Here is a 17,513-nt window from a genome sequence, read left to right on the forward strand (position 1 = left end):
TTTCATGAGTACGACCACCGTCGAGACCTCCGCCGACGTGACCAAGAAGGACATCGCGGCCGAACCGCCGCGCGGGGCCCGCCGACGCGGCGAGCGCAGCCTCGGCGCCGCCCTCGCCTCGCACGGCATCCTGATCACGGCGAGCCTGATCGCCCTCTTCCCGATCGCCTGGCTGGTCTACCTGTCCCTCGGCCCGGACAAGGACGACTACCTCCACCCCGGAGGCATCTGGGCGAAGATGACGTTCGACAACTACTCGTTCGTCGTCCAGCACACCGAGTTCTTCGACTGGCTGAAGAGCTCCCTGATCGTCTCGCTCGGCACCACGGTCGTCGGCGTCATGATCGCCGCGACCACCGGCTACGCCGTCTCCCGGATGCGCTTCCCCGGCTACCGCAAGTTCATGTGGGTGCTCCTGGTCACCCAGATGTTCCCGGTGGCCGTGCTGATGGTGCCGATGTACCAGATCCTGTCGGACCTGCAGCTCATCGACAGCTACCTCGGCCTGATCCTCGTGTACTGCTCGACCGCGGTGCCGTACTGCGCGTGGCTGCTGAAGGGCTACTTCGACACGATCCCCTTCGAGATCGACGAGGCCGGCCGCGTCGACGGGCTGACCCCGTTCGGCACGTTCGCCCGGCTGATCCTGCCGCTCGCCAAGCCGGGCCTGGCCGTCGCCGCGTTCTACAGCTTCCTCACGGCCTTCGGCGAGGTGGCGTTCGCGTCGACGTTCATGCTGTCGGACACGAAGTACACCTTCGCCGTCGGTCTGCAGACCTTCGTCAGCGAGCACGACGCGCAGCGCAACCTGATGGCCGCGACCGCGGTGCTGATCGCGATACCGGTCTCCGCGTTCTTCTACCTCGTGCAGAAGAACCTGGTCACCGGACTCACCGCGGGCGGCACGAAGGGCTGACGCCTCAAGGACCCGAGGCGGCCGCGGCTTCTGTCCGGCCCCGCTGTCACCGCGGCCGCCTCGTCACGAACGCCGCCGTACCCACCACCCGATCCTCGTCACGCAAGGACGCCATGAGCCAGCAGCACTCCGCCGACCCGGCCCCGACGCCTTCCTCCCGAGCAGCCGTCGCCACCGTCGCCAAGCGCAGCGACTGGTGGCGGGACGCGGTGATCTACCAGGTCTATCCGCGCAGTTTCGCCGACAGCAACGGAGACGGCATGGGCGACCTGGAAGGCGTCCGCACCCGTCTGCCGTACCTGCGCGACCTCGGGGTGGACGCCGTGTGGCTCAGCCCCTTCTACGCCTCACCGCAGGCCGACGCCGGCTACGACGTCGCCGACTACCGAGCCGTCGACCCCATGTTCGGCAACCTCCTGGACGCCGACGCGCTGATCCGCGACGCGCACGCGCTCGGCCTGCGGATCATCGTCGACCTGGTGCCCAACCACTCCTCCGACCAGCACGAGTGGTTCAAGCGGGCGCTGCGCGAGGGCCCCGGCTCCCCGCTGCGCGACCGCTACCACTTCCGCCCCGGCAAGGGCGCGGACGGCGAACTGCCGCCCAACGACTGGGAGTCCATCTTCGGCGGCCCGGCCTGGACCCGGGTCACCGAACCGGACGGCACCCCCGGCGAGTGGTACCTACACCTCTTCGCCCCAGAACAGCCCGACTTCAACTGGGAGCACCCGGCCGTCGGCGACGAGTTCCGCTCCATCCTGCGCTTCTGGCTCGACATGGGCGTCGACGGCTTCCGCATCGACGTCGCCCACGGCCTGGTCAAGGCCGACGGCCTGCCCGACCTCGGCTCCCACGACCAGGTGAAGCTGCTGGGCAACGATGTCATGCCGTTCTTCGACCAGGACGGCGTGCACGACATCTACCGCCAGTGGCGCCTGATCCTCGACGAGTACGCGGGGGACCGCATCTTCGTCGCCGAGGCGTGGACGCCGACCGTCGAGCGGACCGCCAACTACGTCCGCCCGGACGAGCTGCACCAGGCCTTCAACTTCCAGTACCTGGCCACCGCCTGGGACGCCGCGGAGCTGCGCGAGGTCATCGACCGCACGCTGGAGTCGATGCGCCCGGTCGGCGCCCCCGCCACCTGGGTGCTGTCCAACCACGACGTCACCCGGCACGCCACCCGCTTCGCCAACCCGCCCGGCCTCGGCACCCAGATCCGCCTCGCCGGCGACCGCGAACTGGGCCTGCGCCGCGCCCGCGCGGCGACCCTGCTGATGCTGGCGCTGCCCGGCTCCGCCTACGTCTACCAGGGTGAGGAACTCGGCCTCCCGGACGTCGTCGACCTGCCCGACGAGGTGCGCCAGGACCCGGCGTACTTCCGCGGCGCCGGCCAGGACGGCTTCCGCGACGGCTGCCGGGTGCCGATCCCGTGGACGCGCACGGGATCGTCGTACGGCTTCGGCGGCGCGGGCAGCTGGCTGCCGCAGCCGGCGGGCTGGGGCGAACTGAGCGTCGAGGCCCAGACCGGCGTCCCCGGCTCGACGCTGGAGATGTACCGCTCCGCCCTCGCCGTGCGCCGCTCCCACCCCGACCTGGGCGCGGGCGACGCGGTGGAGTGGCTGCGCGCACCGGAGGGCGTACTGGCCTTCCGCCGCGGCGACTTCGTGTGCGTCGCCAACACCGCCGGCGAGCCGGTGACCACCCCGTCCTACGGCCGGGTCCTGCTGGCCAGCGGCGAGATCGCCGAGACGGCGGACGGCGAGGCGAAGCTGCCCGCCGACACCACGGTCTGGTGGACGACGGCCTGACGCCCGGCGCCTGACGCGCGCGGCGGCCCGGTCACCGTTTCCACGGTGACCGGGCCGCGTCGTGCGGGGCGGGGGCCTACTTCCAGCTGTCGCTGCTGGTGTAGCCGGACGAACTGCCCGTCGTGTACGAGCGGTTCGTGCCGGACTCCCAGGTCACGTTCCCGGAGGCGTCCTTCTTGATGTACTTGTACTCGAAGGCCGTGCTCTTCGGCACGATCACCAGCTTGCTCCACGTCGGGTACGAGGCGGAGGACAGCGGAATCGCGTCGGCGGTGTTCCAGGAACCGAGGGACGGGATCGAGCCGACGACGAAGACGTTGGTGCCCCAGTCGGTCGTCGCGTACTCGTTGAAGGTCACGTCGGTCGCGTCGGCGTTCGCCACGTTCCAGGAGTTGTTCAGGGAGACCGCCGAAGTCCCCGTGGACACCGCCCTGTCGGCATTGGACTCCCAGGTCACGTTCCCGGAGGCGTCCTTCTTGATGTACTTGTACGTGAACGACGTGTTGATCGGCACGCTCACCTCGCCCGACCAGATCGGGTAGCCGGTGGACGACAGCGCGACGGCCTTGGAGGTGTCCCAGCCGCCGAGAGCCGCGATGGAGCCGACGACGTAGACATTGGTGCCGTAGCTGGTCGACGCGTACTCGTTGAACGTCGCGCTCACCGTCGAGGTCGAGCCGCCGCCGGAGCCGGAGCCCGTGTCGTCGCAGCCGACCGTGCAGGTGTACGAGGAGTCGTAGAAGGCGACCGCGCTCTTGGCCGGGACGGTGATCGAGGCGCTGCCGCCGGAGACGGTGACGGTGCTCGCCCCGCCGTCGACCACGTTCTTGTACGTGCCGTCGGCCATGCCGGTGGTGAAGGTGTACGTGGCGGACGACGAGCCGTTGTTGAGCGCGAAGAAGCCCGCGCCGCTGCGGCCGAAGCCGATCACACTGGACGACTTGGTCTGCCAGTTCGAGACCGCGGCCGACCCGGCGGCGTTGTGCCAGGCCACCATGCCGACGACCGCCGTGTCGCGGTCCAGGCAGTACCAGCTGCCCGAGCAGTCGGTGTCGGTCACGAAGCCCGCGGAGTTCGGCGGCGCCTGGTCGCTCTGGCTCCACTCCCAGCCGGCGTACACCGTCGGCGTCGACCACTTGTAGGCGAGCTGGAAGAGGTTCGCCAGCTTGTAGGTGTCACCGTCCTTGTACGACAGGTGCAGGCCGTTGCGTTCGGTGTCGTGGTTGGTGACGAAGGAGACCGAGTTCGCGGCCGGGAGGATGCCGGACGACGACAGCGACTGGAGGTCGGAGACGTTGCCCTGGAAGGCCGACTTGAGCTTGCTCGCGTAGGTGAAGTCCAGTACGTCGCCGGTGCCGTAGTAGTCGGAGGGCTGCGGGGTCGAGCCCGGGTAGATCTCCTGGAAGACGTACGGCGCCGCACCCGAGGTGGTGCTGGTCAGCTTCGCCTCGATGGCCGCCAGGTCGGCGGCCGGGATGTGCTTGGCGGCGTCCACGCGGAAGCCGTCGACGCCGAGGGCGAGCTGCTTGTTGAGGAAGGCGGCGATGCCCGAGCGGACGTTGTCCTCCTCGGTCTCCAGGTCGGGCAGGCCGAGCAGCTCGCAGTTCTGCACCTCGGACAGGTTCGACCAGTCGTCGATGATCAGGTCGGAGTCGTTGCAGTCGTCCGACTGGTGGTAGTCGCCCGGGTTCCAGTCGGGGGTGTCGTACTTGTTGGTGAGGGTGGTGCCGTTGTAGCCGGTGCCGGTCTGGGCGGCGGTGTGGTTGATCACCGCGTCCGTGTAGACCTTGACGCCCGCGGTGTGGCAGGCGGTCACCATGGAGGCGAACTCCGCCGCCGAGCCGAAGCGGCTGTTGAGGTTGTAGGAGTACGGCTGGTAGGCGTCCCACCAGTAGTAGTTGGGCTGTTTGAGGGACTCGGCGGGCGGCGCCACCTGCACGGCGCCGTACCCGGCCGGACCGAGGACGTTCGTGCACTCGGCGGCGACCGAGTCCCAGTTCCACTCCCACAGGTTGGCGATCACGTCGCCCTTGGCGGTGGTGTCGGCCCGGGCCTCGGTGGCGGGCAGGGCGGTCGCGCCGGTCAGCGCGAGCGCGCCGACGGCGATGGCGGTCGCGGCGCGGCGCAGGACACCCGGGGGGCGGTGTCTGTCGGTCATGTGCGACTCCGAAAGGGGTGTGTCGAGGTTCCGGGGAACTCCGGAGCGTCTCCGGAGAGGCTCCGGAGGACTCCGAAGAACGGGGACGGGGTCCAACGACTCGTGAGGGTGCGGTAGTTGAGCAAGTCACGTCAAGGTCGAAGCTGAAAACTCTTGCTGTGAATTGCAGGACCCTTGCTGCAACCCTTTCGGCAGCGGTACGGTCACCGCCGCCCGGCAACGACGCCCGGCCGTCACCGCAAGGAGCCTCCCACCGTGATATGGAGATGGTCCGTCACCGCGACCGCGCTCGCCGCCACGGCGACAGCCGTCCTGGCCCCCGGAACCGCCCACGCCTCCCCACCCGGCACCAAGGACGTCACCGCGGTCCTCTTCGAGTGGAACTACGCCTCGGTCGCCAAGGAGTGCACCAGCACCCTCGGCCCGGCCGGCTACGGATACGTCCAGGTCTCACCGCCCGCCGAGCACATCCAGGGCTCGCAGTGGTGGACGTCGTACCAGCCCGTCAGCTACAAGATCGCCGGCCGTCTCGGCGACCGCACGGCGTTCCAGAACATGGTGAACACCTGTCACTCGGCCGGCGTCAAGGTCGTCGTCGACACGGTGATCAACCACATGTCGGCGGGCAGCGGCACCGGGACCGGCGGCTCGTCGTACACGAAGTACAACTACCCCGGTCTGTATTCGAGTTACGACTTCGACGACTGCACCGCGCAGGTCTCGAACTACCAGGACCGCTGGAACGTCCAGCACTGCGAACTGGTCGGCCTCGCCGACCTCGACACGGGTGAGGAGTACGTCCGCAAGACCATCGCGGGGTACATGAACGACCTGCTCACCCTCGGCGTCGACGGCTTCCGCATCGACGCGGCCAAGCACATCGACGCCGCCGACCTCGCCAACATCAAGTCCCGGCTGACCAACCCGAACGCCTACTGGAAGCAGGAGGTCATCTACGGCAGCGGGGAGGCCGTCCAGCCCACCGAGTACACCGGCAACGGCGACGTGCAGGAGTTCCGCTACGCCTACGACCTCAAGCGCGTCTTCAACAACGAGAACCTCGCCTACCTGAAGAACTACGGCGAGGGCTGGGGGTACATGAGCAGCTCGGTCGCCGGCGTCTTCGTCGACAACCACGACACCGAGCGCAACGGCTCCACCCTGAACTACAAGGACGGCGCCAACTACACCCTGGCCAACGTGTTCATGCTCGCCTGGCCCTACGGCGCCCCGGACGTCAACTCCGGCTACGAGTGGTCCGACACGGACGCCGGCCCGCCCAACGGCGGCCAGGTGAACGCCTGCTGGCAGGACGGCTGGAAGTGCCAGCACGCCTGGCCGGAGATCAAGTCCATGGTCGCCTTCCGCAACGCGGTGCGGGGCCAGTCGGTGACCGACTGGTGGGACAACGGCGGCGACGCGATCGCCTTCGGGCGGGGCGCCAAGGGGTACGTCGCCATCAACCACGAGTCGGGCGCGCTGAGCCGGACCTACCAGACCTCGCTGCCCGCGGGCACGTACTGCAACGTGCAGAACAACACGACCGTGACGGTGAACGGCAGTGGTCAGTTCACCGCCACCCTGGGCGCGAACACCGCCCTGGCGATCTACGCGGGCAAGTCGAGCTGCTGATCCACCCGCGTGCGTGGTTGAAAGTTCTTACCAGTTCTTTCAGGACTCTTGCTGTAAGCGTTTCGTCGGCGATACGGTCGCGCGGAATCGGACCCACCAGAGCCGTAAGCGCCAACAGAGCCGTAAGCGCAAGGAGTCCACGTCTGTGATACCGAGATGGCCGACGCCGTCGAGGCGCCGTACCGCGCATGCCGGACGAGTCGCTGCGGTCACCGTGACCGCACTGGCCGCAGCACTCGTCCAGCCCCTCGCCGCCAGGGCCGACACCCCGCCCCCGCCGCCGTCCGACGCGAGGCTCGCCGCCGAGCCCGCCCGGCACGACGACACCCGGGAGCAGTTCTACTTCGTCATGCCGGACCGTTTCGCCAACGGCGACACCGCCAACGACAAGGGCGGCCTGACCGGCAGCCGCCTGTCCACCGGCTACGACCCCACCGACAAGGGCTTCTACCAGGGCGGCGACCTCAAGGGCCTGACGAAGAAGCTCGACTACATCAAGGGTCTGGGCACCACCGCCATCTGGATGGCCCCGATCTTCAAGAACCGGCCCGTGCAGGGGACCGGTGACAACGCGTCGGCCGGCTACCACGGTTACTGGATCACCGACTTCACCCAGGTCGACCCGCACTTCGGCAGCAACGCCGACCTCGAGACCCTGATCGACAAGGCCCACGCCAAGGGCATGAAGGTCTTCTTCGACGTCATCACCAACCACACCGCCGACGTCGTCGACTACGAGGAGAAGTCCTACAACTACCTGTCCAAGGGCGCCTTCCCGTACCTGACGAAGGACGGCGAGCCCTTCGACGACGCCGACTACGCGGACGGCACCCACGGCTTCCCGGCGGTCGACGCCGACTCCTTCCCGCGCACCCCGAAGGCCACCGGCGCGGACAAGGTCCCGTCCTGGCTCAACGACCCGACGATGTACCACAACCGGGGCGACTCCACGTACGCGGGCGAGTCGACGACCTACGGCGACTTCTCCGGGCTCGACGACCTGTGGACCGAGCGTCCCGAGGTGGTCAAGGGGATGGAGAAGATCTACCAGCGCTGGGTGCGCGACTTCGACATCGACGGCTTCCGCATCGACACCGTCAAGCACGTCGACATGGACTTCTGGACCCAGTGGGCCACCGCCCTCGACGCCTACGCCAAGAAGCGGGGCCGGGACGACTTCTTCATGTTCGGCGAGGTCTACTCGGCGGACACGTCCATCACCTCGCCCTACGTCACCCAGGGCCGCCTCGACGCCACCCTCGACTTCCCCTTCCAGGAGGCGGCCCGCCAGTACGCCTCCCAGGGCGGCAGCGCGCGCAAGCTGGCCTCCGTCTTCGGCGACGACTACAAGTACACGACCGACAAGGCCAACGCCTACGAGCAGGTCACCTTCCTCGGCAACCACGACATGGGCCGCGTCGGCTACTTCCTGAACCAGGACAACCCGAAGGCCACCGATGCCGAGCTGCTGAAGAAGGACGAGCTGGCCAACGAGCTGATGTTCCTCAGCCGCGGCAACCCGGTCGTCTACTACGGCGACGAGCAGGGCTTCACCGGCTCCGGCGGCGACAAGGACGCCCGCCAGACCATGTTCGCCTCGAAGGTCGCCGACTACCTCGACGACGACGAGATCGGCACCGACCGCACCCACGCCAGCGACGCCTACGACCGAACCGCCCCGCTTTACCGGCAGATCGCGGCGCTGTCCAAGCTCCGCAAGGCCAACCCGGCGCTCGCCGACGGCGTGCAGACCGAGCGCTACGCGGCCGACGGCGCCGGCGTCTACGCCTTCTCCCGCACCGACGCCAGGACCGGCACCGAGTACGTCGTCGCCTTCAACAACGCCGCCGAGGCGAAGACGGCGACCTTCCCGACCGGTTCCGCCGCGATGCGGTTCACCGGCCTCTACGGCACCGACGACACGGTCACCTCGGACGCCGACAAGAAGATCACCGTGACGGTCCCGGCAGGCTCGGCGATCGTGCTGAAGGCCGCGGGCCGGCTCGCCGCGCCGGCCGCCGAGCCGACCGTCAGCCTGACCGCCCCGGCGGCCGGCGCCACCGGCACCGTCGAGATCGGCGCCGACACCGACGGCGGCCGGCTCAACCGGGTCGTCTTCGCCGCCCAGACCGGCAACGGCCCCTGGAAGGTGCTCGGCTCCGCCGACCACGCCCCCTACAAGGTCACGCAGGTCATCGGCAAGGACGTACCGGCCGGCACCGCCCTGCGCTACAAGGCCGTCGTGATCGACTCGGCCGGGCACACCGCGAGCGCCACGGCGAGCAGCACCACCGGCACCCCGCCCGCCGAGGAGGTCCCCACCGCCTCCTCCCGCGACTACGCGGTCGTCCACTACAAGCGCGCCGACGGCGACTACGGCGACTGGGGCCTGTACGCCTGGGGCGACCTCGCCGACGGCGAGGCCACGAACTGGCCGGACAGCCACCCGTTCACCGGCCGCGACGCCTACGGCGCCTTCGCCTACGTCAAGCTGAAGCCGGGCGCCTCCAGCGTCGGGTTCCTCGTCATCGACAAGGACGGCAACAAGGACGTCTCCGCCGACCGGTCCATCGACGTCACCAGGACGGGTGAGGTCTGGATCGAGCAGGGCAAGGCCGACGTACAGACCGAGCGGCCCGACTACCCCGCCCAGGACACCACCAAGGCGGTGCTGCACTACCACCGCGCCGACGGGGACTACGACGGCTGGGGCCTGCACGTGTGGACGGGCGCCGCGAACCCCACCGAGTGGTCGAACCCGCTGAAGCCGGTGAAGACTGATGCCTATGGTGCGGTCTTCGAGGTGCCGCTCAGCGACGGCGCCACCAGCCTCAGCTACATCCTCCACAAGGGCGACGAGAAGGACCTGCCCGCCGACCAGTCCCTGGACCTCAAGACCAACGGCCACGAGGTGTGGCTGTTGAACGGCCAGGAGAAGTGCCTGCTGCCGCAGCCCGCGGGCAGCGCGGCCGCGCTCGACCTGACCACCTCCAAGGCGGTCTGGATCGACCGGAACACCGTCGCCTGGAACGGGTCCGACGCCGCCGCCTCCACCCAGCTGGTCTACTCCCACGACGGCTCGATCACCGTCAAGGACGGTGCCCTCACCAGCGACGACGAGCGCTGGCTGCGGCTGACCAGGACCAGCCTCACCGACGCGCAGAAGGCGAAGTTCCCGCACCTGAAGAACTACACCGCGTTCTCCGTCGACCCGCGCGACCGCGACCGGGTCCGCGAGGCCCTGCGCGGCCAGGTCGTCGCCTCCCAGCGCGCGGCCAACGGCGCGGTGCTCGCGGCGACCGGCGTGCAGATCGCGGGCGTGCTCGACGACCTGTACGACGCGACGGCGGCGAAGCTCGGCCCGGTCTTCCACCACGGCAGGCCCACCCTGTCCGTGTGGGCGCCGACCGCCCGGTCCGTGAAGCTGGACCTGGCCGGCACCGCGGTCCCCATGAAGCGCGACGCCGCCACCGGCGTCTGGTCCGTCACCGGCCCGGCGTCCTGGAAGGGCAAGCCCTACCGGTACGTGGTCGAGGTGTGGGCGCCCAGCGTCCGCAAGGTCGTCACCAACAAGGTCACCGACCCCTACTCGCTGGCGCTCACCGCGAACTCCGAGCGCAGCCTGGTCGTCGACCTCGACGACCGGTCCCTCGCCCCGAGCGGCTGGTCGACGTACACCAAGCCCGCCGCCGTACCGCTCAGGGACGCGCAGATCCAGGAGCTGCACATCCGCGACTTCTCCGTCGCGGACCGCACCTCCGCCCACCCCGGCACCTACCTGGCCTTCACCGACAAGGACAGCGACGGCTCCAAGCACCTGCGGAAGCTGGCGAAGTCCGGCACCTCCTACGTCCACCTGCTGCCGGCGTTCGACATCGCGACGATCCCCGAGCGGAAGGCCGACCAGGCGACCACCGACTGCGACCTGGCCTCCTACCCGGCCGACTCCGACAAGCAGCAGGAGTGCGTGTCGAAGATCGCCGGCAAGGACGCCTACAACTGGGGCTACGACCCGTACCACTACACGGTCCCCGAGGGCTCCTACGCCACCGACCCGGACGGCACGGCCCGCACGGTCCAGTTCCGCAGGATGGTCAAGGCGCTCAACGAGGACGGCCTCCGGGTCGTGATGGACGTCGTCTACAACCACACCGCCGCCAGCGGCCAGGCGGACACCTCCGTCCTGGACAAGGTGGTGCCCGGCTACTACCAGCGGCTCCTCGCCGACGGCTCGGTGGCGAACAGCACCTGCTGCGCCAACACCGCCCCCGAGAACGCCATGATGGGCAAGCTGGTCGTCGACTCGGTCGTCACCTGGGCCAAGGAGTACAAGGTCGACGGCTTCCGCTTCGACCTCATGGGCCACCACCCGAAGGCCAACATCCTGGCGGTGCGCAAGGCCCTGGACGCGCTGACGCCCGCGAAGGACGGCGTCGACGGCAAGAAGATCATCCTGTACGGCGAGGGCTGGAACTTCGGCGAGGTCGCCGACGACGCCCGCTTCGTGCAGGCCACCCAGAAGAACATGGCCGGCACCGGCATCGCCACCTTCTCCGACCGGGCCCGTGACGCGGTGCGCGGCGGCAGCCCCTTCGACGCCGACCCCGGCGTCCAGGGCTTCGCCTCCGGCCTCTACACCGACCCCAACTCCTCCACCGCCAACGGCACCGAGGCCGAGCAGAAGGCCCGCCTGCTGCACTACCAGGACCTGATCAAGGTCGGTCTGTCCGGCAACCTCGCGAAGTACCGCTTCACCGACACCGACGGCAAGGAGGTCACCGGCGCGCAGGTCGACTACGGCGGCTCGCCCGCCGGCTACGCGGACGCGCCCGGCGACGCCCTCGCCTACGCCGACGCGCACGACAACGAGTCCCTGTTCGACGCGCTGACCTACAAGCTGCCCGCGTCGACGAGCCCCGCCGACCGGACCCGGATGCAGGTCCTGGCGATGGCGACGGCCACCCTCTCCCAGGGCCCGTCCCTGTCCCAGGCCGGCACCGACCTGCTGCGCTCGAAGTCGCTGGACCGCAACTCCTACGACAGCGGCGACTGGTTCAACGCCGTCCACTGGAACTGCGCCGACGGCAACGGCTTCGGCCGCGGGCTGCCCCCGGCGGCCGACAACGCCTCCAAGTGGCCGTACGCGAAGCCCCTGCTGAGCACGGTGAAGGTGGGCTGCCCGCAGATCGACGGGGCCTCGGCCGCCTACCGGGACCTGCTGCGGATCCGCACGACGGAGAGCGCCTTCTCGCTCGCCACCGCGGACCAGGTGCAGTCGAAGCTGTCCTTCCCGCTGTCCGGGAAGGACGAGACGCCGGGCGTGATCACCATGGAACTGGGTGACCTCGTCGTCGTGTTCAACGCGACGCCGAAGCAGAGCACGCAGCGGGTCGACGCCCTCGCCGGCACGGCCTACCGGCTGCACCCGGTGCAGCGCGCCGGGTCGGACACGGTCGTCAAGTCCGCCTCCTACGAGCGGGAGTCGGGGACGTTCACCGTTCCGGCCAGGACGGTGGCGGTGTTCTCCCGCAGCTAGCGCTCGGGCACTACCTTGGTGGGGCAGGCCGCAGCGGTCTGCCCCACCTGTGCTGTCCAGGGGCTGATATGGACGTCGACGGCAAGCCGAGCGACATGACCGTGCTGGTCGTGGAGGACGCGGCCGCCGGCCGGTTCGCCCTGGGCCGCGTGCTGCGGCGCGCCGGCCACCGGGTCGTCCCGGTCGCCACCGCCGGCGAGGCGCTCGACGAACTCGACGTACGGCTGCGCAAGGGCATCCTGCCCGACGTGGCCCTGGTCGACGTGGGCCTGCCGGACATGAGCGGTTTCGAGCTGTGCCGCCGGCTCAAGGCGCGGCCGCGCATGGCCGGCCTGCCCGTCGTGCACTTCTCGGCCTCCGCCCTGGCCCCGGGCGACCGCCACCGCGTGCTCGACGCGGGCGGCGAGGCGTATCTGACGGTGCCGGCCGAGCCGGAGGAGATCGAGGCGGTGGTCCGCTCCGCGGTGCGCGCCGCGCGGCTGCGCGCCGACGACCAGGCGGTCCTGCGGCGGCTGACGCTGCTGTCGGAGGCGATCGTCACCGTGCAGACCGCGCGTTCCCTGCCGGAACTCGCCGACGCCGCGGCCGAGGGCACCGCCCGGCTGACCGGCACCCCCGCCGCCGTCTTCGTCCTCGGCACCGACGACGAGCTGTACCGCGGCCTGTCCCGCGACCGCACCTCGCTCGCGCTGCCGGACGAGGACGCCCACCGGGCCGTGGCCGCGCTGCTCAGGCGGCTCACCCACGGGCAGGCCGGGGTGCAGCTCACCACCGTCCCGGCCCCGCTGTGGCCCGCCGGGTTCTTCCGGCCCGGCGTGCAGCACGACGCCCGCCTCGCGCTGGTCCTCACCGAGGAGGGCAGGGCGCCGGTGTGCCTGGCCACGCCCACCCGGGGCATGCGCCGGCTCGGTCCGGAGGACGAGGCGCTGGTGGCCCGGCTGGCGCAGGCCACCGCCCTGGCCGCGGAGCCGCTGCTGATGTACCAGGTCGAACGGCACGTCGCCCTCACCCTCCAGCACAGTTTCCTGCCCCAGCCGCACCGGCTGCCGCCGCTGCCCGGCGTCGACGTCGCCGTGCGGTACGTGCCCGCGTCCCGGCAGACGGAGATCGGCGGCGACTTCTACGCCGTCCTGCGCACCGCGGAGGGCGTGCTCGCCGCGGTCGGCGACGTCGTCGGGCACTCGCTGGAGGCGGCCACCGTGATGGTGGAGATCCGGCACGCGCTGCGCGCCTACTGCGTCGAGGAGAGCGACCCGGCCGTGCTCGCCGGGCGGCTGGACCGGATGCTCCGGCACTACCACCCCGAGGTCACGGCCACCGTCTGCCTGGCGTTGATCGACCCGGACACCGGGCGCACCCGCGTCGCCAACGCGGGCCACATCCCGCCGCTGGTCGTCCGGGACTCCGGCGGCGCCGACTACGTCGAGGCCGCGGGCCCGCTGCTGGGCCTGGGCGTGCCCCATCCGCCGCCCACCGAGGTGCGGCTGGAACGCACCGACCGGCTCCTGATGGTCACCGACGGCCTGATCGAGACCCGCGGCACCGACCTGTCGGTCTCCATGCAGCAGCTGCGGGCGGCCGCCGCCGGGTCCCTGCCCGGCCTGGACGCCCTGTGCGACACGCTCCTGACCTGTTTCGGTCACGACCGGGAGGACGACATCGCGATGCTGGCGCTGCGGCTAGGGTGAATCCGCCGACGCCCCAGACAGGAGCCCCCATGCCGCAGATCACCGTCGACCACTCGGACTTCCTCGGGTCCGCCTTCGACCGGGAGGGCTTCGCCCGGGACCTGCACGCGGCGGTCGTCGAGACGGCGGCCGCGAAGCCGGAGGCCTGCAAGACGCAGTTCCGCCCGTCCGCGCTCACCGCGTTCGGCTACGACGATCCCGGCGAGCGCGGTCACGCCGTCGTGCACGTCACCATCGGACTGCTCGCCGGCCGCACCGACGAGACGAAGGCGAGGCTGACCGAGGCGGTGCTGGAGCTGCTGAGGAAGCACGTGGCCGACGGCGGCCCGGTGCTGCACGCCTCCGCCGAGATCCGCGACCTCGACCCGTCCTACCGGAAGTTCGAGCGCTGACGCGTCAGGGCCGGGCCGCGACAGGAGCGGTCAGGACGCCAGCGCGATCAGCCGCGCGGCCAGGTCGCTGAACGGGCCGTCGCCCGGCTCGTCCTTCAGGATGCGGCTCAGCAGCGCGCGCGTCTCCTCGTCGTGGACGGCGCTCACCGCGGCCAGCGCGGCGAAGTCGTGGACCAGCTGCACCTCCAGTTCGGCACGCGGGATGCGCCGGCCGTCCAGCCAGATCAGCGCCGTCGACTCGGCGAGCGAGATCCAGGAGCGGACGACCAGATCCAGCCGCGGGGGCGCCTCCTCGACGCCGAGATGCGACAGGATCTGGTCGTACCCGGCCTGCCGTACGGAGTCGATGAGCGCGTTCGTCGCCGACGAGCCGACGGCCGGACCGCCGCGCATCAGCGCCGAGAAGCCGGGGCCGTGCTCCTCCACGAAGTCGAAGAAGCGGCGCATCACCCGCAGCAGCCGTGCCCCCAGCGCGCCTTGGCGCGGCTCCACGAACCGGCCCGCGAGATCGTCCGCGGCACGCCTCAACGCGGCCTCGTACAGGCTGAGTTTGCCGGGGAAGTAGTGGTACACCAGCGGGCGCGAGATGCCGGCGGCGGACGCTATCTCGTCGATGGAGACGTCGTCGGGCGAGCGTTGGCTGAACAGTTCGAGGGCGACGCCGATCAACTGCTGCCGCCGTTCCTCGACTCCCATTCTGCGGCGTACCCCGGTAGTCATGCGCACACCTTACCGATCGAATCCGGCCCCGAACGGGCCGCAGCGACCAAAGACGTTCACATGTTCCGCACCGGGCGATCACGGCGGGTCCACGACATGTCGACGGCGGGGCCACGATGTTCAGCCGAGTCCGCTGACCCTGCGCCCGTTCTCCAGGGTTCCCCGCAGTTCCGCCCGGGCTCCCTGAGCGGCCGGCGCAGTCAACAGGTTGCCCGGCGCGGTCGCCCGAACCCCGCCCGTCGCGCCGATCGAGAACGTGCCCGGGCTCCCCGCGGCCAGCAGGTACCAGTTTCCGGCCCGCGACTTCCACAGCACCCCGGCCAGCACGTGCGGATCCCGCGGCCCGCACGCCGGGACGTCGTCGGCCTTCGCCGCCACCGCCCCGGACCGCCCGCCCGGGGTGTGGAACTGGGCCAGCACCCGCGTGCCGCCGCCCCGCCAGGTCTCCGCCCGCGTGCACACCCAGTCCGCCGCCCCGCTCGCGTCGGGCAGCGGCTGCCGGGCGTACGCCCAGGCGTTGACGGCGCGCACGCCCGCGGAGCGCATCGCGGCCAGCGAGCAGGCGTACGGCGACCACGCGCGCAGGGCCCGCGTCCCGTCCGTCTCCTCGCCCGAGCCGGGGCGGCCCGCAGTCAGCCGGGCCGGGACCAGTTCGCCGAGGTCGGTCAGCAGCCGCGGGCCGGCGTCGTCGGTCACCTCCAGCACGCGCCAGGACGAGCAGCGGCCGCTCTGCAGGGCGGGACCGGCCAGCGGCCCGGTGACACCGCCGGTCAGGCCCAGGTCGAGCGCGTCGGCGTCCGGCTCCAGCAGGTCCCGCTCGGCCGCCTTCTTCACCCAGGGCGCCGTCAGATAGCGGACGTTGCCGTCGGAGCGGCCCAGGACCAGGGCGCTCGCCTCCGCCCGTCCGGCGCCGTCGACCCGCGCGAAGTCGAGCGCGGCACCCCGGTCGCCGTCCTTCGGCTCGGCGTAGCGGACGATGCGCAGACCGTCGTAGAGGATCACCACGTGCGCGCTGTCCACGGTCCCGGCGTACAGCAGTTGGGGCGGTCCGGCGGGACCGCCGGACGGGGTGCCGGGGGTCGCGGAGACCTGGACGGTCTCGCCGGGCCGCGCCCACACGGCGAGGGCGCGGCGCAGCAGGGCCTTGTCGCCGGTGAGGTCGCCGCGCGCGGGCCAGACGGAGAAGTCGGTGCGGCTCGCGGACTCCCAGGCGGTGGGGGAGACCCTGGTGAGCCGGGCCGGGTCGAGGGCGGTCTCGGCGGCCGGGTTGCCCGCGTACGCGGGTGCCGCCGGGCCGTCGGGGCTCCAGCCGCCGTCGGGCAGCCCGAACAGCGCCCCGCACACGGCGAGCGCGGCGGCCGCGGCGAGCGCGGCCCGCGTGTGCTGCCTGCGCCGCACCAGGTCGGTGGGCCGGACCTGCAGCGAACACGGGTCGAACTCGGGGGAGTCGAGCAGCGCGTACCGGGCCGGCACACCGTCGGCCTCCCGCAGCGCCGTGTCCGTGTCGTCGACGCCGGCGGCGGCCAGGACCCGGCGGACCCGGTCGTCGGCGAGCCGTTCCAGGCCGCGCAGCACATAGGCGGCGCGGGCCGGCCCGGACAGGGCGGAGAGCCGCTGGTCCAGGGCGAGTTCGTCGGCGCCGCCGGAGTGCGGGAACAGCCGCAGGCCCCGTACCAGGGGCAGCAGCGGCGGCAGTTGGGACCGCTTCGGCCACGCCGCCCGCTTCAGCGGCAGGCCCGCCTCCAGCGCCGTGCGCAGCACCCGGCTGCGGACATAGGCGTAGCCGGAGTCGCTCTCGCGGCCGTCGCCCGCTCGCGACCGCGACCGGGCGTGGGCGCCCCCGTTCTGGGCCGGGACCGCGGCCGCCCGCGCCCGGCGCCGCGGCAGGGCGCGCTGGGCGAGGGCGTGCGCCGTGACCACGCGCCGGTTGCGGCCCAGGCTCGGCGGCAGCACCAGGTAGGCGAGCCGGACCAGCCGCGGGTAGTGCTCGACGAGCGCGGCTTCGGCCCGGTCGACGTCGACGGACGGGCCGGAGAGGGACGGTGCGGTGGGCGGGGCGGCATCCTGTGACTGCACGTTCAGCAGAACGAGCGAATCGTCCGATGGTCACCGCCACCCGGGTGACTCAGGCCCCGGGCTCCACCAGCAGCCGCGCGTAGTTCGCCATGGACCGCTGGTAGCGCGGCAGATGCCGGGCGAGGGCGCCGAGGACGAGGGACAGGCCTTCGCGGTCCCGGCCGAGGCCGGCCAGGCACAGCGCGAGCGTCGCCCGCACGGCGTCGTCCAACTCGTCCGATTCGGCGTCCAGTTCGGGCGTCAGCAGCTCGACGCCCGCCTCCGGGTGTCCGATGTTGCGCAGCGAACTGGCGAGCTGGATCCTGGTCCGCCTGCCCTTGTAGCGGCTGACGTCGTCCAGCCCGCGGGCGAGCGCCTCCCGGTACAGCGGCACGGCCCGGTCCGAGTGACCGGTGGAGTCCCAGGCGCAGGCCCGCTCGAACGGCCCGAGCGGGCTGTCGGCGGGCAGTTCGGCGACCAGCTCGTCGATCACCGCCCGGAAGGCGGCCCCGTCTTCTTCGGCGTAGCTCTCGAAGGTCGCCCAGGCGGCGGCCACACGCTCTTCCCAGTCTTGGTCCACGGGCCACACCTTCGCACGACCGTAC

At 71.2% G+C, this 17,513-nt stretch carries 10 protein-coding genes; 6 read left to right on the top strand and 4 right to left on the bottom strand.

Going from position 1 to position 17,513, the window contains the following annotated elements:
* Window positions 1-4: 4 nt before the first annotated feature.
* Window positions 5-916, top strand: a complete 912-nt coding sequence (locus tag ACH4ZX_RS09445; RefSeq protein ID WP_398269991.1) for a sugar ABC transporter permease — start codon at window positions 5-7, stop codon at window positions 914-916.
* A 113-nt stretch (window positions 917-1,029) separates the two neighbouring features.
* Window positions 1,030-2,727 (top strand): glycoside hydrolase family 13 protein, encoded by a 1,698-nt coding sequence (locus ACH4ZX_RS09450; protein ID WP_398269994.1) that lies wholly within the window; start codon window positions 1,030-1,032, stop codon window positions 2,725-2,727.
* 76 nt (window positions 2,728-2,803) lie between these two features.
* Here ACH4ZX_RS09450 and ACH4ZX_RS09455 read toward each other — a convergent pair whose 3' ends face one another.
* On the bottom strand, window positions 2,804-4,885 hold the full coding sequence (locus ACH4ZX_RS09455) for a carbohydrate-binding module family 20 domain-containing protein (protein ID WP_398269997.1): 2,082 nt from the start codon (window positions 4,883-4,885) through the stop codon (window positions 2,804-2,806).
* 255 nt (window positions 4,886-5,140) lie between these two features.
* Between ACH4ZX_RS09455 and ACH4ZX_RS09460 the strand changes: the two genes are divergently transcribed.
* From ACH4ZX_RS09460 to ACH4ZX_RS09475, 4 genes are all read left to right on the top strand, one after another.
* Entirely contained in the window at window positions 5,141-6,517 is a 1,377-nt protein-coding gene (locus ACH4ZX_RS09460) for an alpha-amylase family protein (RefSeq protein ID WP_398270000.1), read from the top strand.
* A 145-nt stretch (window positions 6,518-6,662) separates the two neighbouring features.
* Window positions 6,663-12,053, top strand: coding sequence for a pullulanase-type alpha-1,6-glucosidase (gene pulA, locus ACH4ZX_RS09465; protein WP_398270003.1), 5,391 nt, complete (start codon window positions 6,663-6,665; stop codon window positions 12,051-12,053).
* Between the two features lie 68 nt (window positions 12,054-12,121).
* Window positions 12,122-13,741, top strand: a complete 1,620-nt coding sequence (locus tag ACH4ZX_RS09470; protein ID WP_398270007.1) for a SpoIIE family protein phosphatase — start codon at window positions 12,122-12,124, stop codon at window positions 13,739-13,741.
* Between the two features lie 29 nt (window positions 13,742-13,770).
* Entirely contained in the window at window positions 13,771-14,133 is a 363-nt protein-coding gene (locus tag ACH4ZX_RS09475; protein WP_398270010.1) for a 5-carboxymethyl-2-hydroxymuconate Delta-isomerase, read from the top strand.
* A 30-nt stretch (window positions 14,134-14,163) separates the two neighbouring features.
* Here ACH4ZX_RS09475 and ACH4ZX_RS09480 read toward each other — a convergent pair whose 3' ends face one another.
* The 3 genes from ACH4ZX_RS09480 to ACH4ZX_RS09490 form a co-directional block, all read right to left on the bottom strand.
* Window positions 14,164-14,853, bottom strand: a complete 690-nt coding sequence (locus ACH4ZX_RS09480; RefSeq protein ID WP_398270013.1) for a TetR/AcrR family transcriptional regulator — start codon at window positions 14,851-14,853, stop codon at window positions 14,164-14,166.
* Between the two features lie 120 nt (window positions 14,854-14,973).
* Entirely contained in the window at window positions 14,974-16,929 is a 1,956-nt protein-coding gene (locus ACH4ZX_RS09485; protein WP_398270016.1) for a hypothetical protein, read from the bottom strand.
* Window positions 16,930-16,978: 49 nt separating this feature from the next.
* Window positions 16,979-17,488: a tetratricopeptide repeat protein gene (locus tag ACH4ZX_RS09490; RefSeq protein ID WP_398270019.1), complete on the bottom strand. Its 510-nt coding sequence runs from the start codon at window positions 17,486-17,488 to the stop codon at window positions 16,979-16,981.
* Window positions 17,489-17,513 lie beyond the last annotated feature (25 nt).

This window comes from Streptomyces sp. NPDC020490 (assembly GCF_044335305.1).
GTDB lineage: Bacteria > Actinomycetota > Actinomycetes > Streptomycetales > Streptomycetaceae > Streptomyces.